This is a genomic window from Sphingomonas brevis (genome assembly GCF_023516505.1).
Classification (GTDB): domain Bacteria; phylum Pseudomonadota; class Alphaproteobacteria; order Sphingomonadales; family Sphingomonadaceae; genus Sphingomicrobium; species Sphingomicrobium breve.
Genome location: NZ_JAMGBB010000001.1, coordinates 2,538,597 through 2,558,066, shown reverse-complemented (window position 1 = coordinate 2,558,066; position 19,470 = coordinate 2,538,597). Strand labels below are relative to the sequence as shown.

Annotated in this window: 19 protein-coding genes and 2 tRNA genes; 16 read left to right on the top strand and 5 right to left on the bottom strand. The window is 62.2% G+C overall.

Annotated features, from left to right (window positions below; genetic code table 11):
• Positions 1-47 precede the first annotated feature (47 nt).
• Positions 48-998 (top strand): prolyl aminopeptidase, encoded by a 951-nt coding sequence (gene pip / locus LZ518_RS13155; RefSeq protein WP_249916424.1) that lies wholly within the window; start codon positions 48-50, stop codon positions 996-998.
• 4 nt (positions 999-1,002) lie between these two features.
• On the opposite strand, the gene LZ518_RS13150 is transcribed toward pip, so the two are convergent.
• The 3 genes from LZ518_RS13150 to ku are packed head-to-tail and all read right to left on the bottom strand — an operon-like array spanning position 1,003 to position 6,564.
• Positions 1,003-3,147 (bottom strand): penicillin acylase family protein, encoded by a 2,145-nt coding sequence (locus tag LZ518_RS13150; protein WP_249916423.1) that lies wholly within the window; start codon positions 3,145-3,147, stop codon positions 1,003-1,005.
• Between the two features lie 36 nt (positions 3,148-3,183).
• Positions 3,184-5,679 carry a DNA ligase D gene (gene ligD / locus LZ518_RS13145; protein WP_249916422.1) on the bottom strand — a complete coding sequence of 832 codons (2,496 nt, stop codon included), beginning with the start codon at positions 5,677-5,679 and terminating at the stop codon, positions 3,184-3,186.
• Between the two features lie 3 nt (positions 5,680-5,682).
• Positions 5,683-6,564 carry a non-homologous end joining protein Ku gene (ku, locus tag LZ518_RS13140; protein WP_249916421.1) on the bottom strand — a complete coding sequence of 294 codons (882 nt, stop codon included), beginning with the start codon at positions 6,562-6,564 and terminating at the stop codon, positions 5,683-5,685.
• Positions 6,565-6,672: 108 nt separating this feature from the next.
• On the opposite strand from ku, the gene LZ518_RS13135 reads away from it, so the two are divergent.
• The 15 genes from LZ518_RS13135 to LZ518_RS13065 all read left to right on the top strand — a co-directional run bounded on the left by LZ518_RS13135 (position 6,673) and on the right by LZ518_RS13065 (position 17,500).
• Positions 6,673-7,002, top strand: coding sequence for a hypothetical protein (locus LZ518_RS13135; protein WP_249916420.1), 330 nt, complete (start codon positions 6,673-6,675; stop codon positions 7,000-7,002).
• Positions 7,003-7,056: 54 nt separating this feature from the next.
• Positions 7,057-7,130: transfer RNA gene (locus tag LZ518_RS13130), tRNA-Gly, on the top strand.
• A 168-nt stretch (positions 7,131-7,298) separates the two neighbouring features.
• A tRNA-Tyr gene (locus tag LZ518_RS13125) sits at positions 7,299-7,385 on the top strand.
• A 185-nt stretch (positions 7,386-7,570) separates the two neighbouring features.
• Complete coding sequence (locus LZ518_RS13120; RefSeq protein ID WP_249916419.1) at positions 7,571-8,146, top strand: helix-turn-helix domain-containing protein; 576 nt, start codon at positions 7,571-7,573, stop codon at positions 8,144-8,146.
• Between the two features lie 73 nt (positions 8,147-8,219).
• Positions 8,220-8,564, top strand: a complete 345-nt coding sequence (locus tag LZ518_RS13115; protein ID WP_249916418.1) for a hypothetical protein — start codon at positions 8,220-8,222, stop codon at positions 8,562-8,564.
• Positions 8,565-8,616: 52 nt separating this feature from the next.
• Positions 8,617-9,039, top strand: a complete 423-nt coding sequence (locus tag LZ518_RS13110; RefSeq protein ID WP_249916417.1) for a hypothetical protein — start codon at positions 8,617-8,619, stop codon at positions 9,037-9,039.
• A 33-nt stretch (positions 9,040-9,072) separates the two neighbouring features.
• Complete coding sequence (locus tag LZ518_RS13105; RefSeq protein ID WP_249916416.1) at positions 9,073-10,077, top strand: ATP-binding protein; 1,005 nt, start codon at positions 9,073-9,075, stop codon at positions 10,075-10,077.
• Between the two features lie 108 nt (positions 10,078-10,185).
• On the top strand, positions 10,186-11,226 hold the full coding sequence (locus LZ518_RS13100) for a substrate-binding domain-containing protein (RefSeq protein WP_249916415.1): 1,041 nt from the start codon (positions 10,186-10,188) through the stop codon (positions 11,224-11,226).
• A gap of 18 nt (positions 11,227-11,244) precedes the next feature.
• Entirely contained in the window at positions 11,245-12,627 is a 1,383-nt protein-coding gene (pstC, locus tag LZ518_RS13095; RefSeq protein WP_249916414.1) for a phosphate ABC transporter permease subunit PstC, read from the top strand.
• Entirely contained in the window at positions 12,620-13,867 is a 1,248-nt protein-coding gene (gene pstA, locus LZ518_RS13090) for a phosphate ABC transporter permease PstA (protein ID WP_249916413.1), read from the top strand. Before pstC ends, pstA begins: the two co-directional genes overlap by 8 nt.
• Before the next feature lie 80 nt (positions 13,868-13,947).
• A complete protein-coding gene (pstB, locus tag LZ518_RS13085) occupies positions 13,948-14,694 on the top strand; it encodes a phosphate ABC transporter ATP-binding protein PstB (RefSeq protein WP_249916577.1) in 747 nt (248 codons plus the stop codon).
• A gap of 14 nt (positions 14,695-14,708) precedes the next feature.
• Positions 14,709-15,413, top strand: coding sequence for a phosphate signaling complex protein PhoU (gene phoU / locus LZ518_RS13080; protein WP_249916412.1), 705 nt, complete (start codon positions 14,709-14,711; stop codon positions 15,411-15,413).
• 7 nt (positions 15,414-15,420) lie between these two features.
• The gene (gene phoB, locus LZ518_RS13075) at positions 15,421-16,110 is read left to right on the top strand and encodes a phosphate regulon transcriptional regulator PhoB (protein WP_249916576.1); all 690 of its coding nucleotides are present in this window, start codon (positions 15,421-15,423) and stop codon (positions 16,108-16,110) included.
• A 29-nt stretch (positions 16,111-16,139) separates the two neighbouring features.
• Positions 16,140-16,880 carry a 23S rRNA (guanosine(2251)-2'-O)-methyltransferase RlmB gene (gene rlmB / locus LZ518_RS13070; protein WP_249916411.1) on the top strand — a complete coding sequence of 247 codons (741 nt, stop codon included), beginning with the start codon at positions 16,140-16,142 and terminating at the stop codon, positions 16,878-16,880.
• Positions 16,880-17,500 (top strand): DNA-3-methyladenine glycosylase family protein, encoded by a 621-nt coding sequence (locus tag LZ518_RS13065; protein ID WP_249916410.1) that lies wholly within the window; start codon positions 16,880-16,882, stop codon positions 17,498-17,500. The genes rlmB and LZ518_RS13065 overlap by 1 nt, the downstream gene beginning before the upstream one ends.
• Before the next feature lie 17 nt (positions 17,501-17,517).
• Here the strand turns inward: LZ518_RS13065 and LZ518_RS13060 are convergent, their stop codons facing one another.
• On the bottom strand, positions 17,518-18,417 hold the full coding sequence (locus LZ518_RS13060) for a hypothetical protein (protein WP_249916409.1): 900 nt from the start codon (positions 18,415-18,417) through the stop codon (positions 17,518-17,520).
• Between the two features lie 525 nt (positions 18,418-18,942).
• Entirely contained in the window at positions 18,943-19,467 is a 525-nt protein-coding gene (locus LZ518_RS13055) for a gamma carbonic anhydrase family protein (protein ID WP_249916408.1), read from the bottom strand.
• Positions 19,468-19,470 lie beyond the last annotated feature (3 nt).

Below are 19,470 nucleotides of genomic sequence, written 5' to 3'. Positions count from 1 at the left end.
CCTCAGCCATACGGTAGGGCAGCCGCGCATATTTTCCGGAGATGCCGATGACCGAGCGCCGCACCCTTTATCCTGAAGTCGAACCCTATGCGTCCGGGATGCTCGACGTCGGCGATGGCCATTCGCTCTATTGGGAGCGCAGCGGGACGCCGGGGGCCAAGCCGGCGGTGTTCCTGCATGGCGGCCCGGGCGGAGGCATAAGCCCGAACCACCGCCGCCAATTCGACCCGGCAAAATATGATGTGCTGCTGTTCGATCAGCGCGGCGCGGGGAACTCGACGCCACATGCCGATCTCAACGCCAACACCACCTGGCATTTGGTCGAGGACATCGAGCGCCTGCGTGAAATGTGCGGCGTCGAGAAATGGCTGGTGTTCGGCGGAAGCTGGGGTTCGACGCTGAGCCTTGCCTACGCCCAGACCCATCCCGAGCGCGTGACCGAGCTGGTGCTGCGCGGTATCTTCCTGTTCGGGCAGAGCGAGCTCGACTGGCTCTATCGCTATGGCGCTTCCGAGCTGTTCCCCGAAGGCTGGGACGAGTTCCTGGCACCCGTTGCCCAGGAGGAGCGCGGCGACCTGGTCGGCGCCTATCGCCGGCTGCTGACATCGGATGATTTCGCAACGAAGCTCGAGGCAGCCAAGGCATGGAGCAAATGGGAGGGGTTGACCGTCACGCTCCTTCCCGATCCCGAGATGATGGCCGAGTTCACGGAGGACCAACATGCCATCGCCATCGCCCGCATCGAAAACCACTATATGCTGCACAAGGGATGGCTTGAGGAAGGACAGTTGTTAAAGGGGGCCGAGAAGCTGCGCGGCATTCCGGGTGTCATCGTCCAGGGTCGCCACGACTGCTGCACTCCGCCCCGCGCCGCCTGGGAGCTGAAGCGCGTGTGGCCCGAAGTCGAGCTCAACATCGTCCCCGACGGTGGCCATTTGTACAGCGAACCGGGAGTGCTCGACGGCCTGATCCGCGCTACCGACAAATTCGCCGGGTGATCGCTCACTCTCCCGGGTGATAACGGCGCTCGATATGGCCCAGCAGGTCCTCGGGATAGAAATAGACCGGCCGCAAGTCGCCGGCAGCATAGCGGCCGGCCTGGTCGTTGAAATGTTTTGACGACGGATCGCCGCTCTGGCCCCCGGTGCTTACCGCCCGGGCTGTAACGCGGTCGCCGAATTCGACTACCGCGACGAAACTGTTGCCGCTGGTCCCGTACCAGCGTTTCGACCCGTTGCGCGGCGCAGCGTTGGACGACGCGAGCGATCCGTAGATGCCATAGGCGAACGGCACCGGCAGGCTGGGCGCGGAGTCACTGAACGGCTGGGCGATTGCCGGTGAAATGCGCTGGTAGCGGTTGATTTCGCCCCACGGCACCTGCCAATTTCCGAAGTCCCGCTGAAGTCGCGCAATCGCCTGTTCCAATGCTGCCAGCTTCTGTTCGGCGCTAGTGTCGCGGCCGAGCCGCATCATCACCTTGTTGCTTGGCTCGCTTTCCGGCGCGTTCAATGCCTTGCGCAGCGCCTCGCCCCAGAAGATGGCGAGACTCTGAGCCTCCGACTGGCCGCTCCATCGATAATCCCATTGGCGTAGGCTATTGACCGGCTCCGCGAGCGCTTCCTTACGCGGCCCCTCCGCCAAGCCGTCCCAGGCGGCAACCAGTTGCGGCACAAGCACCGCAAAGCCCGGCTGATCGCTGTCATATGCCGCGCGTTGCAGCCCCTCCAAGGTCCAGCCGCGGCTCCTTTCAAGCAGCTTCTGCGCATGAATTCCCCGATAATTTTCGCCGAAGCTATCCATGTATTTGGGAAACATCTGCGGCTTGGCGCTGAAGGCGCCAGCAGCCGAATAGGGCCAGTTGTTGCTGTTCGTGACCCAGCCATTGGGCGGACTGATCACGCTCGGCAAATCGGTCAGCCCATGCAGGCCGCCCCAATCGGTTGCCGGGTCGCTGCCATCGACCACCTTCGTGTAATCGAAACGGTCATTTCGGGTCGGCACGAACTGCGGGTGAAGATATGCGACGCGGCCATCGGCATCGGCATAGATTGTGTTGTTCGAACTATTGGCCTGAAGCCGGGCAACGCTGAGGAACGAGCTCAAATCGGTCGCCCTTGTCCGCAAGAAGCTTTGCTGCAGAGCCTGGACCGGCCGATCCATCATCGCGAAAGCGATCCAGCGGCCATTCTCAGCCCTGACGATTGGCCCGCGATGAGTCCGCCAGCTAGTGAAGCTGCGGCTGGCCAGCTTGCCATCGGCCAGACGGTACCGGATCGTGACCGGTCGCGCCGACATCGGCCGCCAGACATTCCCGTAGCGGTAGCGGGGCTGCTTGCCCGGGCTCACATCGAAAGCGAACTCATCGACATTGTCGACGCCACTCGAGGTATGCATCCACCCCGCCCGGCCATTGAACCCCTGATAGATGAAGAATTGTCCCCAGGTCGCTGCGCCATAGGCGTTTAGTCCCTGCCCGCTGGTGACCTGCTGCTCCGCGCGGAAAAAGAAGCTGGTGTGCGGATTGATCAGCAGCAGCGCCTTGCCGTCCTTGGTTAGCCCCGGAGCAATGGCGATGCCGTTGGAGCCGCGCGGGTCGGGGTCGAACGGCACCGCCGCGGTCTTCGCGGTCCCACCGTAAAATCGTTCAAGCTGTTGAAGATCGATCCGCTCAATGTCGCCGCCGATGCTGCCTTCCGTGAATGACAGTGCCATCCACGGTTCGAACCGGGTTAGCACCCGCGGTTTCACCGTCGGGTGCGTTGCAAGATAATAGTTGAGGCCTGCGGCCCAACTATCCATCAGCTTCTTCAACCAATCAGGGCTAGCCGAATAATCCGCCTTCAGCTCTGTCTCGCTAACGTACAGCCGCACCCGCAAATCCTGCCAGATAGCGCCCTCACCATCCGCTTCGGCGGTCCGGCCCAGCGCGGTAAGGTAATTGGCCTCGATCCTCGGAAAATCATCCTCTGCCTGCGCATAGATCATGCCGAACACCGCATCGGCGTCGGTCGGACCTTCGATGTGGGCAATGCCCCAGTCGTCGCGAACAATTGAAACTCGGGCGGCCTGCTCCTTCCAGAGGGAGGCCTCCGGCGCAGGCGCGGCGGCGATGAGGAGAAAGGCTGAGGAAATAAGGAGCGGGCGCATGCTCACTTGCTAAGCAGCACCAGCCATGAAGCCAAGTCAGGCTTTTGGTAGTTTCTGTTTGGCCTGACCCCAGCCTGCCAGCAGCTTCGAGCCGGCGCGATCTAGTAGTTCATCTGCGTCACGGATCGAATAGGCGGCACCGCTCCTGATTTTGTCGAGCTCTTCCCAGGCGATCGGCGCCGCCACTGGAGCACCTTCACGAGCGCGTGCCGAAAAAGGCATTACCGCCGTCGCCCCGCGCTGGTTTCGTAGCCAGTCGAGGAAGATTCTGCCCTTGCGCTGATTCTTGCGGATATTGGCGGTGAACATTTCCGGCTCGGCCGCTGCGACGGCCCGGCTGAACCGTTCGGCAAAGCTTTTCACCTTTTGCCAATCTGCCGTTGCATCGAGCGGCGCAATTACGTGGATGCCCTTGCCTCCGGTCAACATCGGGAAGGTGACGAGGCCCAAATCGGCCAGCAACGCACGGAGCCGAACGGCGGCAGTTTTCACTTCATTGAAATCGAGTCCCTCGTCGGGGTCGAGGTCGAACACCAGTCGGTCTGGAAATTCCAGCTTGCTCGCCCTGCTGCCCCAGCCATGGAATTCGATCGTCCCCATTTGCACGCAGGCGAGGATGCCCTTCGCGTCCTGGACATATAGATAGTCCTGGACCTCCCCGTCGCTTTCTTCGACCGGCACATGTTTGACGTGCGGGCCCATCGCGCCGCTGTCGTGCTTCTGGAAAAAACATTCCTTGGCCCGGCCCTGGGGACAACGGACCAGGCTGATCGGGCGCTTGGCCATGTCGACCAGCATCAGTCCTTCGATCGCCGCATAATAGTCGGCGAGATCCCCCTTCGTCAGGCCATTCTCGGGATAGATGACGCGGTCGCGGCTGCTGATCTTTATGCCGAAGGGGTTGGTTGAATCCTGCTTGGTCGTATTGGCCCTGGCCGTAACCTTTGACAGCTTTTCGGGCTTTTCCAGCACCACCTCCCTGGCCGGCTTGTCCTCGCGCAGCGCGACGAAGCTCGGGTGGCGGAGCGTAGCATCCCTGGTGAACTCCGTGAACGCAACTTCGCCGACTAGCTTGGGCGCGATCCAATGCGAGCCGCGCCGTGCGGTGAGAGGCACTTCGACCGCAGGCTCAGCAATCTCAAGCGGCCGCATTCGATCGGCAAGGTCGTGAATCGTCTTCAAATCGAAGCCGGTCCCAACCTTGCCGGCATATTTGAGCTTTCGGCCCTCCTGCGCCGCGAGATGCAATGAGCGAAATCCGTGCCGCTTGTCGCTGTCCTGCCAGCCGACAATCACGAATTCCTGGCGTTGGATGCATTTTGTCTTCAGCCAATTTTTCGTCCGCGTGCCCTTGTACGGGGCCTTGGCCTTCTTGGAGATGATCCCTTCGCCGCCCTCCTTGCAAACAGCGTCGAACAAGGCTTCTCCCTTGCCGATGACATGATCGCCGTAGAGGATCGGCGGGCTGGCGGCCTTGAGCAGCGCGGCCAATCGCTCCTTTCGCTCGATGTTGGGAAGGGCGGTTATGTCTTCGCCCTCATCAACCAGCAGGTCGAACGCATAGAAGGCGAGATCGCCATCGCCGCCCTTCAGCAATGTCTGCAGCAATTGAAAGCTCGGCTTGCCTTGCTTGTCGAGCGCGACCGCCTCGCCGTCGATCAAGCAGCCGGCCGGAAGCCTCGCAGCTGCCCGAACGATCGAGCGGAACTTGTCGGTCCAGTCGTTGCCGTTGCGCGTCCATGCGGTCGCGGCGCCGCCAGCCGTAGCGATCAACAGCCGGTATCCGTCATACTTATACTCATGCAGCCAGTCGTTGCCGCTTGGAACGGCATCGACCAACGTCGCCTTCTGGGGTGGCCGGAATTTTGGGGGACCAACGCCGGCTTTGCGCTTGGCGCGGCCCGTCTTGCCGGTAGCTTTGCGATTGCTGTGCCAGACGTCAGCGCCGGCAGCGATCTCGGCCATGCTGCGGTCGGTCGCGACACTGGTCACGCAATGTTCGACCAGTGCATCACCCTCGTCGGGCTTGGCGAATTCGTCGTCGACCTTTTTGAGCATCCACGGTTCCTGCCGCTCGCCGGGCTTGCCATTCAGCCGGAACATTACCCACTCACCCTTCATCCGCTCGCCTTCGAGCGTGAAGTGCAGATGGCCCTCCTCTATGGTCTTGCTGGGGTCCTTGCCGGGCTCCGGGTCCCAGTGGCCCCGGTCCCATAGCATCACGGTGCCACCACCATATTCGCCCTTGGGGATGACGCCCTCGAACTCGCCATAGTCGAGCGGATGATCCTCGGTGCGGACCGCGAGTCGCTTGTCTTCCGGAGCAAGCGATGGCCCCTTCGGCACCGCCCAGCTTTTCAGCACACCATCTAGTTCGAGCCGAAAATCCCAATGCAGCCGCGAGGCATCATGCTTTTGGACGATGAAGCTGTCGCCCTTCCCCTTGAGCTTGCGGCCCCGTGGCTCCCCGGTTTTCGAAAAGTCGCGCTTGCGGTTGTATGTCGCGATATCGAGCTTGGGCTTGCGGGCCATGGCTCAGGCCCGCTTGCGTGCCCGGGTCGCGGCCTTCTTCGCCGGAGCGCGTCGTGGCGCCGGCTTTGCGGAAGATCGCCGCGCAGCAGGTTTCTTGTCGTCGCCGAGGCTCTTTTTCAGAGCAGCCATCAGGTCGACGACATTGGAACCCTTCGGGATCCGATCCGGCTCATCGTCCTGGATGACCCGCTTGCCCTTCTTCTTCTGTTTCTCGGCGATCAGCTTTTTCAGCGCATCAATGTAGCGGTTCTCGAACTCCTTGGCATCGAATTCGCTGGTCTTCTTTTCGATCAGCGTCTCGGCCAGGTCGAGCAGGTCCGGATCGGGCTTGGCATCGCCAATGTCGCGGAAATAGCTCGCCGCACGATGAACCTCGTCGGCATAACGAAGAGTTTCCAATACCATGCCGCGGCCGCAGGGTTTCAGGCTGACGACATATTCCTGGCCGCGCATGGCAAGCTGGCCAATGCCGACCTTCTTGGTCTTCTTGAGCGCGTCGCGCATGACTACGAACGCTTCCTCGGCGAGGTCGTCTGCAGGCGCGACGTAATATGGCTTGTCGAAATAGATGGGATCGATGTCGGACAGCTCGACGAACTGGGTCAGCTCGAGCGTCTTGCGGCTTTCCAACTTGACCTTCTCAATCTCCTCGGGGTCGAGCAGCACATATTCCCCCTTGGAGACTTCGTAGCCCTTGAGGATCTCGTCGCGATCCACGGGCCCGATCCCGGGCACGACCTTTTCGTAGCGAACACGCTGCCCGGATGGCTCGTGGACCTGGTGGAAGGCGATCGACTTGCCAGCCTTGGTCGCCGGATAGATTTCGACCGGGATTGATACCAGCGCCAGCTTGATCACCCCTCGCCACGTGGGCCGCGCCGCCATTCATCGTCTCCATCTTCGAATTGCCGCGGATTCAATCGACAGGCCACTGAGTCGTTCCGTTGGCAGGGCCGAACCTGATGGTTAGGATGATGTTCAAGGAGTTGAAGGATGTTCAATCCGGCAATCACCGCAGCCTTGCAGGTGGCATCGAACGACGAAGAGTCCGAGGAGTTTATCCAAACCCGGCTCAAGGAAGCGAAGGCCCTGGGCGCCTCCGCGGCCATTTCACTGGACCTTAATGAGAAGCAGCAAAAGCTGTTGGACAAGGCGCTTTCCAGTGGCACCGTCGTCAAGACGGTCGACGGCCGCTTCTATCTTAACGAGCGCGCGGTCTCCGATCGAAGGGAAGGCAATGGGTTCATGGCCTTGCTGATCCTGCTGGTAGCCGCTTCAGTGATCGCATCGGGAGCGATTTTGGCGGCACGGGCCGGCGGCTGACCATTGACGTAGCGCGCCGGCCAATGGCAAAGGCGCCCGGCCCAGCGCTGATGGGCGGGTGTAGCTCAATGGTAGAGCAGCAGCCTTCCAAGCTGAATACGAGGGTTCGATTCCCTTCACCCGCTCCAAATTCCAACAATCCGGGGGATTGATGGAATTTGGGGCGCGCCGAGCGTTAGCGAGGCGGCGACAGTAGGCGTGTCACGTCGGTTGACAGCAGCCCTACGGGCCGCCATTGGCGCGGCCTGCCCGCCATGCTCGACCTTCCCCCGGATGGTCTCAGCGTGGCAACACCTGGAGAGGTGGCCGAGTGGTTAAAGGCAGCAGACTGTAAATCTGCCGGGCTTCGCCCTACGCTGGTTCGAATCCAGCCCTCTCCACCACTTTCATACGTGATCCCGCCGCCGGGCCCGTTCGCGATACATCCAAAATGGAAGTTTTCTGCCAACCATGCTTGACGATAGGTTAGCCAAACGGATTTGAGGAAAGGCGCGCTTTCCGCTAAATGCGTAAAAGTAAATGCAGTTTGCGCAACATTCCGTGCTCGGAAGGAATGACGTTGCAGCCGATGCCATCTCGCGAGGCTAACAGTGCGGCAACCGGGATCGACCCGGCTTCGCCAGTGGCGCGGCTGAGCGATGGCCAGATCGAATGCCTGCTGCTGGTTGACCAGCATCACAACAGCAAGGAAATCGCCGCTCGCCTGGGCATTAGCCCGCATACCGTCGACCAGCGCATTCGCGGAGCTTTGGAGAAGCTTGGCGTGGAGCGTCGTGGCGAAGCCGCACGGCTGGTCGTCGCCGCCTTGCCACTTGGTGAAGCAGCATATCAACGTTTGATACATCAATCACCGTACATCGACCGCATCCCGCCAACCGGACAGCAAGAGGGCACGGTCCGCACTTCGATTCGGCACGCTGACCGTGCAGGGGAGGTCAATCCTCCCGGTCACTTGACCGAGCAAAGCCCGGTTGGAATTGGCTCTCCCCTGCAACTGCCGTTTGCAACGAGGAGCCATCCCAGCAACGAGATGAGCGTCGGTCTCCGGCTGCTCTGGATCGTACTCATCGCCATGGGCGCGACATTTTCGGCGGGGATGTATCTCGCTGGACTTGAGAGTCTCTCCAGGATGATCAGCGGCTAAACCGCTCGCTCGCAAGACGACATTGCCGGCAATAGTTCCTCGCGGGTCTACCCGCGCCAAGGGGAGAAAAGTCATGCGCAAACAATTGATCGAATCCGCCGCATTTGAAGTTGCGACCCAAGTCCGCGCTGTCGAAGACGCGATCGAAGCAGCACTGGCCGAAATTACCGAGCTCCAAAGCCGTATGATTCGGGCCCGCGCGACCTGCGGGATCGCCACCGCCACAGGCCATGAAGCGTTCGAACAGCTGGCCGACGCCACCAGGCGCCTTGTCCAGGCGCGCGGCGGGATGGCCCATTGCCATCTGACCCTTAAACAAACCACGCAACTCGTGCCTGGTCTTCGGACGACAGCCTTCGGCGATGCTCAGGAATGCCCGCCGCAGCAAGCGCGCGCCGACCTGCGCGTCGTTGCCTGAACTGAAAAGGAATTGACCGGGCCACGGTCTCCGTGGTCCGGTTTCCAGCCCCATGCTAGGCGCCACCATCTTCATTCCGCTGCTTTTCGCAGTGTGCTTCTACGCCTGGCTGCGAGGCGGCGGCGACGAACGGCTCGTGGCGGCCACCTGCCTGGCCGGCACTGCCGCAACCCTCTTGGTAGTTTCGCCGCTCCGGCAGCGATACAGTGGCGTCGAAGGCGGATTGATGCTGGTCGACCTCGCGGTACTGGCGGGATTCGTCACGGTCGCCCTGCGATCGAAGCGCTTCTGGCCGCTGTGGGTTGCGGGCCTGCAATTGACCACGTCCCTTGGTCATATTCTAAAGGGAGTCGACCAGGACCTGCTGCCGCGGGCCTACGGCGCGGCGCTGCAATTCTGGAGTTATCCCATCCTGATCATCTTGGCGGCTGGAACGTTTCGAACGCATCGCCGCCTGAAGCAATCCGCGGCCTAGCGTGTTGTCCGCGCGCGGATTAGGTTCCGCGCCGTGTCCGACAACAACCACCTTTCCCTTTCCATCCTCGAAGCAATCGAAGAGCCCGCCTTGATCATTAATGGCGGTCGTGTTGCCGCTGCCAACGTAGCGGCGAGACAAATGCTGGGAAATGAAATGGTTGGACGCGACCTGCGCTTTGCCATTCGTCACCCGCGAGCGCTGGAGATTATTTCTGCCGGCCGCGAGGAAAGCCTCGAGGTGATCGGAATCGGGGCGGCCGACCGTCCGTGGCACCTCAGTGTACGTCCGCTGGCCAAGGATTCCGTCCTCGTACGGCTGAGCGATCGATCTGCTGTCCGATCAGCGGAGCGGATGCGCACCGACTTCGTCGCCAATGCCAGCCACGAGCTGCGGACACCTTTAGCGACCATCATCGGCTATGCTGAAACGCTGGCCGAAGAAGGGCCGGTCGACGATGCAATGCGCGAGAGCTTTGGTTTGACGATTGAAACGGAAGCGCGACGCATGCTTCGCATCGTCGAGGACCTGATGAGCCTGTCGCGGATCGAGGCCGACAGGTTCCGCCCGCCGGACGAACAAGTGGATCTTGGTGAGGTGGCCCGAATTGCAATCGAAAATGCTGCTCCGTTGCTGGATCGGCGAAAGTCTCGGATAGAATCGGACATTGACCCGAAGCTGCCGTCAATCGCGGGAGATTTCGCGCAATTGCTCCAGCTAGCGGACAATCTCATCGGCAATGCCATTCGCTATGGCTGCACCGACCAGGCCTGCACAATCGAGGTCAGGGTTCGTAGCGACGGGGCCCGGGTGATGTTTGTTGTCAGTGACCAGGGAGAAGGAATCGCCGCCGATCATTTGCCGCGGCTGACCGAGCGATTTTACCGGGTCGATTCTGCCCGGAGTCGTGAATCCGGCGGCACGGGGCTCGGTCTCGCCATCGTCAAACACATCGTCGAACGACACCGAGGGACGCTCGACATTCGATCGGCGCCCGGCCGAGGAACCGAGGTAAGCGTCGCCCTGCCGATCGCATAAGCGCACTGCCGACTGTCATGAAACCGTAACAGATTAGTCACAGGGACGCGACGAACTCGGCGCTAGGAGCGCATTGACGTCGGCGACGGGGCTGACCCCATGGGGAGTATGGCGATGAAGAAGATGCTGGTTGCGCTGCCGCTGGTGGCGTTGGTCGCGGCTTGCGGCGGCAAGGATTCGGGTGGCGGTTCCACGCAGCTCAAGATCGTCGGCTCTTCGACCGTTTATCCGTTCACCACGGCCGTCGCCGAAGACTTCCAGCGCGCCAATCCGGGCACCAGCGTGATCGTCGAATCGACCGGCACCGGTGCAGGGATCAAGCTATTCTGCGGCGGCATTGGCGGGCAGTTCCCCGACATGGTCGATGCGTCGCGGCCGATGAAGGCCAGCGAATATGCCGACTGTGCCAAGGTCGGCGCGAAGAATGTCGTCGAAGTGCCCATCGGCATCGATGGCCTGACCCTGATCCAGGCCAAGGACCACCCCCCGCTCAACCTGACCGTCGAACAGATCTACAAGGCACTGGCGGCCAATCCGTTTGGCAAGGGCGCCAACACGGCGCAAACCTGGAAGGACGTGGATCCTTCGCTCCCAGCGACCAAGATCCGGGTCCTCGGACCGCCGCCGACATCCGGCACGCGCGACAGCCTGGCTGAACTCATCCTCGAAAAGGGCTGCGACACCGACCCGGCGATGAAGGATCTCAAAAAGGCGGACGACAAGAAGCACAAGGAAACCTGCACCAAGATCCGCGAGGACGGTGCCTATGTCGAAGCCGGCGAAAACGACAATCTCCTGGTTCAGAAGATTTCGGCCGATCCGGGCGCGCTCGGCGTCCTGGGTTACAGCTTCCTCGAAGAAAATGCCGATAAGGTCGCGCCGGTTTCGATCGGCGGCGTTGCGCCGACCGAAGCGACGATCAGCGACCTCAGCTATCCGGGCAGCCGCCGGCTCTACATCTATGTTAAGGGCGAGCACATCGCCGCCAAGCCGGCCATCAAGAACTTCATCGAGGCCTATTCCAAGGCCTGGAGCAAGGGTGGCGTACTCGAGAAGCGCGGCCTGGTTCCGCTGAACCCGGCTGAGGCTGCCGCCGCGACCCAGCAGGCGACCGCACTGACGCCGCTTGATCCCAGCGGCCTGAAGTAAGCCGGAGCAACGGGCGCCATGTCCCTGACCATTGCGCTCGTCGCGGTCCTCTTGATCGCCGCAGCTGCTGGCCTGTTTGCCCGTAACCGGGCGAGCGGGCTGCGCGGCGGCAGCGAGCGGCTGAACAGCCTGCCCAACTACCATGGGCTTTATGTTGGCCTGTGGGCGGCGCTTCCCGCACTGTTGTTCCTGGCGATCTGGGCGCCGACCCAAACCGCCCTGATCAATGAAGCGGTACTGGCTTCACCCGCCGGGCAGCAGTTGCCCGACTTCGATCTCGCGCGCGAAACCATCCTTGGCGAAGCGCAGGAAATTGCGGCGGGTGAACGTGAAGCGGGCTTCAATCCGGAATCGACCGCACTCGCGCCGATCTATGCCGCGGCAAGCGCCAAATATTCCGCGGTCGGCGGCGCGATAGCCGTCGTCATCGCACTGGCCGGCGCATTCCTGGCGATGCGCCGGATCCGCGTCGATTTTCGTGCGCGTTCGGGGGTCGAGCGCTGGCTGATGGGATTGCTCGTTGCGGCCTCCCTGCTGGCGATCCTGACCACATTGGGAATTGTGCTGTCGCTGCTGTTCGAAAGCCTGCGCTTCTTCAAACTTGTCAGCCCGACTGAATTCCTGTTCGGGACCAGCTGGAGCCCGCAAATGGCGCTCCGTGCCGACCAGGCCGGCTCGTCCGGCGCATTCGGCTCCATCCCTTTGTTCTGGGGCACTGTCTTTATCGGTGCGATCATCGCCATGATCGTCGCGATCCCGCTGGGCCTGATGTGCGCAATCTTCCTCACCCAATATGCCCATCAGACCGTGCGGGCATGGCTGAAACCGATCCTCGAGATTCTCGCTGGCGTGCCGACCGTGGTCTACGGATATTTCGCCGCGCTTACCGTTGCCCCGCTCGTCCGTGACTTCGGACTGGCGATCGGCATCAGTTCGGCTTCGTCGGAGAGCGCGCTCGCGGCCGGGCTGGTCATGGGCATCATGATCATTCCGTTTGTGAGCTCAATGGCCGACGATAGCATCGCCGCGGTCCCGCAGGCGATGCGCGATGGCAGCCTGGCGCTGGGCGCCACCCGATCCGAGACGATCAAGAAAGTCGTACTGCCAGCAGCGCTGCCGGGAGTCGTCGGTGGCGTGCTGCTCGCAGTGAGCCGCGCGATCGGCGAGACGATGATCGTGGTGATGGCCGCCGGCCTATCCGCCAATCTCACCGCCAATCCGTTTGAAAGCGTGACCACCGTCACCACCCAGATCGTTCAGTTGCTGACCGGCGACCAGGAATTCGACAGCGCAAAGACGCTCGCCGCATTTGCCCTGGGCCTGGCACTATTCCTGATCACCTTGGTCCTCAATCTCATCGCGCTCCGCGTGGTGCGCAAATATCGGGAAGCTTATGAGTAGCGCGGACGCCGCCGTTTCCCGCTGGACCGGCGAGGGCATGCAAAAGCGCGTGGCGAGGCGTTACGCGGCGGAACGGCGATTCCGTTTTTTCGGCTTCGCCGCCGTAAGCCTGTCGGTAGCTTTTCTCGCCTTCCTGCTGGTCACCATGGCGTGGAAGGGGCTGGGCGGTTTCACGCAAACCGAGGCCAAGCTGGTAATCGATTTCCCGCGATCCAACCTGATGCTCGATCCGGCAACGCTTCGCGGTCCGCAGGCTCAGGAGAGCGTCGCTACGGCGGGGCTCGATGGCGTGCTGGAGCAAGCCGCGATTGCCCAATTCGGCGAGGGCGGCAGCGAGATGTTCGGCGGCGCGAGTGCCCGGGCACTGGGCGACCAGCTGATCGCCGACCCCGAATTGCTTGGGAAGAAGGTCGAACTGTGGCTTCCGGTGTCGTCGAAGGCCGATGTCGCTGCCAAGGGTGACGGCGATCCGGCGATCGAGAAGCTGGTGGCCAGGGCCGATACCAAGCGGGCGTTGAATTCCGGCTTCCTTACCGAATCCGATGCGACCGATCCTTCGGAAGTTGGCGTATGGGGAGCGCTCAAAGGCAGCTTCCTGACCATCCTGGTGACCATGGCGCTGGCTTTCCCGATCGGCGTGCTGGCGGCACTCTATCTTGAGGAGTTCGCTGCGCGGAACCGCTGGACCGACATGATCGAAGTATCGATCAACAATCTGGCCGCGGTCCCATCGATCATCTTCGGCCTGCTCGGCCTCGCCGTATTTCTCAATTTCATGCATTTGCCGCGCTCGGCTCCGCTAGTCGGCGGACTGACCCTGGCGCTGATGACCATGCCGGTAATCGTTATCGCCGGGCGCAACGCCATCAAGTCGGTGCCGCCGTCCATTCGAGACGCCGCGCTCGGCGTCGGCGCCTCGAAGATGCAGGTGGTGTTCCATCACGTCCTGCCATTGGCGCTGCCCGGTATTCTCACGGGCACCATCATCGGCATGGCCCGCGCGCTGGGAGAAACCGCGCCGCTGCTGATGATCGGCATGCGCGCATTCATCGCCTCCCCGCCCCAAGGCATCACCGACCCGTCGAGCGTGCTTCCGGTCCAGATCTTCCTGTGGTCCGACGAAGTCGGTCGTGGCTTTGTCGAGAAGACCAGCGCGGCCATTATCGTGCTGCTGATCTTCATGCTGCTGATGAATGGGCTCGCCATCTATCTCCGCAACAAATTCGAACGCCGCTGGTAGGCAGAATGAAAATGATCGAAACAATCGTCCCGAAACCGACCGAAACCGACGAGGTCAACATCGTCGAAGGACCACCCAAGATGAGCGCCCGCGCGGTCAGCGTGTTCTACGGCGAAAAGCAGGCGCTGAAGGACGTCGACGTCGACATCCACGACGACAAGGTTACGGCCTTCATCGGGCCATCGGGCTGCGGCAAGTCGACATTCCTGCGTTGCCTGAACCGGATGAACGACACCATCGCCGGAGCTCGTGTGACCGGTAATATCGACCTCGACGGCGACGATATCTACGCGTCGAAAATGGATGTGGTGCAGCTTCGCGCCCGGGTCGGAATGGTTTTCCAGAAGCCGAACCCCTTCCCCAAGTCGATTTACGAGAATGTTGCTTATGGCCCGCGGATCCATGGCTTGGCCGATAATAAGGGACAGCTCGACGAGATCGTCGAGAAGTCGCTGAAGCGGGCGGGCCTGTGGGAAGAGGTCAAGGATCGCCTGCAGGAGAGCGGCACAGCGCTTTCCGGCGGACAGCAGCAACGCTTGTGTATTGCCCGGGCGATTGCCGTCGATCCGGAAGTGATTTTGATGGACGAGCCCTGTTCGGCGCTCGATCCGATCGCCACGGCAAAGATCGAAGAGCTGATCCACGAGCTTCGCGGCCGCTATGCGATCGCCATCGTCACCCACAACATGCAACAGGCGGCACGCGTGTCGCAGCGCACCGCATTCTTCCACCTTGGCGAGATGGTTGAGTACGGCAAAACCACCGACATTTTCACCAACCCGCGCGAGCAGCGCACCCAAGACTACATCACCGGCCGTTACGGCTGATCGGAGACAAGACCATGGCCACCAGCAGTGGACATACGATCAAGGCATTTGACGAAGATCTCGACCGGCTAAGGGCGCTTATCAGCCAGATGGGCGGGCTCGCCGAACACGGAATCCGTGAGTCATTGCGCTGCCTCGTGCAGCACGACCTCGACGGCGCTGCAAAGGTGGTTGAGGACGACAAGAAGCTAGATGCGCTGGAAATCCAAACGGAACAGAGCGCGGTCCAGTTGATCGCGCTCCGAGCGCCGATGGCGGCCGACCTTCGTGACATCGTCGCGGCCATGAAAATCTCGAGCGTGGTCGAGCGGATCGGCGACTATGCGAAGAACATCGCCAAAAGGGTGCCGCTGCTTGACAAGAGCCATGCTATCGAGCCGCTTTCACTGCTTCCGGAAATGGGGCGCATGGCGACCGAAATGGTCCACGACGTTCTGAATGCATTTATCGCCCGCGACGCGGCGGCGGCGGAACAGGTCATCGAACGCGACCGGGCGGTCGACGATTTCTACAATTCGATATTCCGCACGCTGCTGACCTACATGATGGAGAATCCGGGAAACATCGGGCAATCGGCGCACCTATTGTTCATCGCCAAGAACGTCGAACGGGTCGGAGACCACGCGACCAACATTGCCGAAATGGTCTATTACGCCGCCACCGGCGACTATTATGTCGACCGCCCGAAAGGCGCGGATTCGCTGGCGGATCTGGACTAGCGTGGCGATGCTTCCCAAGCGCTTGCTGCTGGTCGAGGACGATCGCGCGCTCGCCGAGCTGGTGTCATTTCATTTTGACCGCGCGGGCTATGCCGTGACCCGCACGGGTGATGGTGAAGAGGCGCTGATCCTTGCCGACGAGGTAAAGCCCGATCTGGTGCTGCTCGATTGGATGATCGAGGGGATCAGCGGGATTGAGGTATGCCGTCGGCTTCGGCGCCGCCAGGCAACCGCCAACGTGCCGATCATCATGCTGACGGCACGCGGCGAGGAGGACGACAAGATTCGCGGACTGGAAACTGGCGCCGACGATTATCTGACGAAGCCGTTCAGCCCGAAAGAACTGGTCGCCCGAGCCGGCGCGGTGCTTCGCCGTGTCCGCCCCGCGCTGGCCGCCGAAGCCTTGTCTTATGCGGGGGTGGAGATGGATCTGGTCGCCCACAGGGTCCGCCGCGATGGTCACTCGATCCAGCTCGGCCCGACGGAGTATCGCCTGCTGCGCCACTTCCTCGAGAATCCCGGGCGGGTATTCTCGCGCCAGCAACTGCTTGAGACGGTCTGGCCGCATAGTGAAGACATCGAGCTCCGTACGGTCGACGTCCACATCCGCAGGCTGCGCCTGGCCGTCGGTGAGCCGGACTTAATCCGGACCGTTCGTTCGGCCGGTTATGCGCTCGACGCGGAAGGGGTTGCCTGAGGCATCCCGCCGACGCATGGGCTTGACCCATGGCACGCAAGAACAAAGGCAAAGGCGGCGGCAATCCCAACCGGCCCCGTTTCTGGGGCAAGCATGCTGTTGCCGCTGCGCTCGATAATCCCGATCGGAAGGTACTGAAAGCCTGGTCCACGGCCGAGGCCGCGGGTGTCATGAACTTCCCCAAGGAATTGCCGGTCGTAAGAGCGGAAGCGCCCGACCTGGGCCGGATGGTGCCACACGACGCGCCACATCAAGGTGTGGTGATCGAAGTCGAGCCACTCGAGGATATTTGGCTGGCGGACTTGCTGGCCGAGGCACCAGAGACGGCCGTGCTGCTGGTACTCGACCAGGTAACCGACCCACATAATGTCGGCGCCATATTGCGCTCCGCCGCGGCTTTCGGTGCGATCGGAATCGTCACGCAGGACCGCAACTCACCGCCCGAAGGCGGTGCGTTGGCCAAGGCCGCCTCGGGAGCGCTGGAACGCGTTCCATGGGCGCGCGTCGTCAACCTGGCGCGGGCGTTGGAAGAGATTGCGGAAGCCGGTTTCTGGCGAATCGGCCTGGCCGGCGAGGCGAAAACAGACCTCAAGGATGCGTTGGGTCCGAAGCGGGTGGCTCTTGTCTTGGGGGCAGAGGGACCAGGAATGCGGTCCAATACGCGCGAGCATTGCGATGCATTGGCCAGGCTGCCCATTACGCAGGGCATCGAAAGCCTTAACGTATCCAACGCGGCCGCAGTCGCCCTCTATGCAGCGAGCGTCGCCTGATGGTCCGGACGGTAAAGTCCCTGCACGCCAGCCTTGATGCGCTGGCCGAGCGCGAAGCGGCGTTCGCCAAGGTTATCGAGAGTCACGGGCGGCCAGAGCCAAGGAAAAGCGAACCGGGGGTGGAAACGCTTCTACGGACGATTGTCGGCCAGCAAGTCAGCGTGGCTGCGGCGCGGTCGATGTGGAACAAACTCGCTGCGAAATTCGGCCAGCCAGTAGAGCTGAAAACTTTGCTCGCGGCCAGCGACGAGGAGATGCGCGAAGCTGGGATGTCCCGGCAAAAAGCCGGTTATCTACGGAGCCTGGCGGGATTGGTACTGTCAGGGGAGCTTGATCTTGCTCAATTGCCGGATGACGATGAGGAAGCGATCAACCAGCTGACCAAGATCAAGGGCATTGGTCGCTGGTCGGCGGAAATCTACCTGCTTTTCGCGGAAGGGCGCCACGACGTCTGGCCAGCTGGCGACCTCGCTGTGCAAATTGAAATCGGCAAGTTACTTGGGCTGGAAGGTAAGCCGACCGAGAAGCAGCTGCGGGAATTGGCCGAGGCCTGGCGGCCCCATCGCGGCGCCGCTGCGGTCCTTGCCTGGCACAGCTACAATGCCCCGCCGCTAGACTAGACGGCGCTTTTAAGAAGCTATTGCCGGCTAAGGCCCATGCTGTGGGGCCGGGCGCTGAGTCCGCGGAAGATCCGCGGGCCCAGATCAAGCCGGAATGGCGCCAGCTTGTCGTCGCGATCATTGCCTCGCCCGACGAGGAAGCTGGCAGACGCCTGCCCCTCCCCGCCCGTCGAGCGGAACAGGATATTGAACGCTACCAGTGGCACGAACAGCTTGCGACCTTCGACCTCAAAGCTGTGCAATTGATCGAGCGGCAACCTGACTGCGCTCTTGAGCGATACTTTGCCATGTGGCGGAATGCCGGCCATCCGGTCTCCCGTTGCCTCGGGCTGCTCGAAGAAGGCGGCAATCTCCTGATCCTGTCCGGCATGCGCTGGAACCAGCTTGGCTTCGACCAGCACATCACGTGCCGGCGCGGCGCCACTGTTGGTCAGGACGACATCGAATTGCAGCATCACTTCGCGCTCGGTGATCACCGCTCGATCCGGCACGAACTGGAAGTTGAGCTCCGGCTTAAGACCGGTCGACCTGATCAGGCCGTCGTCAGCCAACGGAGGCAACACCGGTTTGGCGGCAGGCGACGGAATAGGATCCGGCCGCGGTGCAGGTTGGGCGCGAGGCGGAGTCGGGTCGGGCCGCGGTCGCGCCGGCGGCAGCGAAGCCGGTTCGACCTCTGCGTCCGGTACCAGCCCCGCAAAGGCCAGGCGCCCCGGATCGCCTTGTCGGCGGTTACGATCTCGGCGGCTCCAGGCGACGAATGCGCCGCCGCCAATCAACGCCAAAAGCGCGGCAAGCCACGGCCACGACCAATATTCCTTGGACGTGCCAAGTGCGGATGGAAGAGATTGAGAAACGTCGATGGGCTCGGGTGCTGGATCGGTTCGAACCTCGAGCGGCAGCGACGGAGATGAAGCCACTGGTCCTGCCGGCAGGCCGGGAGACGGTGTCGCCTGACGTGCCGGAGCAATAGCAGATCGCGATGTCGCATCTTGAGTCGGTGCCGGACGGCCATTGGACGCGGGCGGGATGGAGTCAGCCGCGGGTGATTCCGTCCGCGATCCGACGGTGGCGGGGACCGGGTCTGGGGCCGAGCTTGCGGATGGGCGCTCGGCAGGGCGCGTCACCGTGCCTTGAAGGTTGAAGTTCTGAAGCTGGGATGGACCGATCGTGTCGGAGGATGCCGGCGGAGCGGCCGTAACGTCGACGGGGGCCGCGCTATCCTGAGCCGATGCTGGCGATGTCCAGGCGAGCGCAATTACAGCGAAAGACCCGCCCAAAGCCCTAAATGTGACGCGGCGACCTGCCGTCATTCTTCCCCGCCCTGCTGGATGAGTCTTGCCCGCCTGCCCCAACGGCGCGCTTGCAGCGCCGCTATTGGCGATGAAATCGCAGTAAGACAAGCACTTCCAAGTTGAGCAGAGCTTTAACGGGCGCCGGCCCGATCAATCTCGGCGTCGCAACGCGGCAGCATAGCGCGCCGCCTTCTCGGCATAATGGGCGGCCGACAATCGCAGCATCGCCGCTTGCTCCTCGCCAAGCTGGCGGATCGCCCTGGCCGGCGAGCCAACGATCAGGCTTCGCGGCTCAAATATCTTGCCTTCGGTCACCAGCGCGCCCGCGCCGACGATGCACTGCGCGCCAATCAATGCGCCGTTGAGGATTCGGGCGCCCATTCCAATTAGCGCCTCGTCCTCAACGGTGCAGCCGTGGAGGATCGCCTGATGGCCGACGGTCACGCGAGCGCCGAGAGTCAATGGCGCTCCGGGGTCGCTATGCCCGATCGCGCCGTCCTGGAAGTTGGTCTCATCACCGAGGATGATCGGGGTGTTGTCGGCGCGGATCACGGCGCCGAACCACACACTGCAACGATTACCCAGCCGGACGTCGCCGATCAGGTCGGCCGACGGCGCGACCCAGGCGCCCTGTCCCAGCGTCGGTAGGATTCCGTCGATTTCGTAGAGCGGCATGGC

Excerpts from the sequence above, each read along its gene's own strand:
- LZ518_RS13065 (WP_249916410.1), top strand. The coding sequence starts at position 16,880 with ATGGTCCGGACGGTAAAGTCCCTGCACGCCAGCCTTGATGCGCTGGCC.
- pstA (WP_249916413.1), top strand. The coding sequence starts at position 12,620 with ATGAGTAGCGCGGACGCCGCCGTTTCCCGCTGGACCGGCGAGGGCATG.
- LZ518_RS13120 (WP_249916419.1), top strand. The coding sequence starts at position 7,571 with ATGCCATCTCGCGAGGCTAACAGTGCGGCAACCGGGATCGACCCGGCT.
- LZ518_RS13110 (WP_249916417.1), top strand. The coding sequence starts at position 8,617 with ATGCTAGGCGCCACCATCTTCATTCCGCTGCTTTTCGCAGTGTGCTTC.
- LZ518_RS13135 (WP_249916420.1), top strand. The coding sequence starts at position 6,673 with ATGTTCAATCCGGCAATCACCGCAGCCTTGCAGGTGGCATCGAACGAC.
- rlmB (WP_249916411.1), top strand. The coding sequence starts at position 16,140 with ATGGCACGCAAGAACAAAGGCAAAGGCGGCGGCAATCCCAACCGGCCC.
- pip (WP_249916424.1), top strand. The coding sequence starts at position 48 with ATGACCGAGCGCCGCACCCTTTATCCTGAAGTCGAACCCTATGCGTCC.
- phoB (WP_249916576.1), top strand. The coding sequence starts at position 15,421 with ATGCTTCCCAAGCGCTTGCTGCTGGTCGAGGACGATCGCGCGCTCGCC.
- LZ518_RS13100 (WP_249916415.1), top strand. The coding sequence starts at position 10,186 with ATGGCGATGAAGAAGATGCTGGTTGCGCTGCCGCTGGTGGCGTTGGTC.
- LZ518_RS13150 (WP_249916423.1), bottom strand. The coding sequence starts at position 3,147 with ATGCGCCCGCTCCTTATTTCCTCAGCCTTTCTCCTCATCGCCGCCGCG.
- LZ518_RS13055 (WP_249916408.1), bottom strand. The coding sequence starts at position 19,467 with ATGCCGCTCTACGAAATCGACGGAATCCTACCGACGCTGGGACAGGGC.
- pstB (WP_249916577.1), top strand. The coding sequence starts at position 13,948 with ATGAGCGCCCGCGCGGTCAGCGTGTTCTACGGCGAAAAGCAGGCGCTG.
- ligD (WP_249916422.1), bottom strand. The coding sequence starts at position 5,679 with ATGGCCCGCAAGCCCAAGCTCGATATCGCGACATACAACCGCAAGCGC.
- pstC (WP_249916414.1), top strand. The coding sequence starts at position 11,245 with ATGTCCCTGACCATTGCGCTCGTCGCGGTCCTCTTGATCGCCGCAGCT.
- phoU (WP_249916412.1), top strand. The coding sequence starts at position 14,709 with ATGGCCACCAGCAGTGGACATACGATCAAGGCATTTGACGAAGATCTC.
- LZ518_RS13115 (WP_249916418.1), top strand. The coding sequence starts at position 8,220 with ATGCGCAAACAATTGATCGAATCCGCCGCATTTGAAGTTGCGACCCAA.
- ku (WP_249916421.1), bottom strand. The coding sequence starts at position 6,564 with ATGGCGGCGCGGCCCACGTGGCGAGGGGTGATCAAGCTGGCGCTGGTA.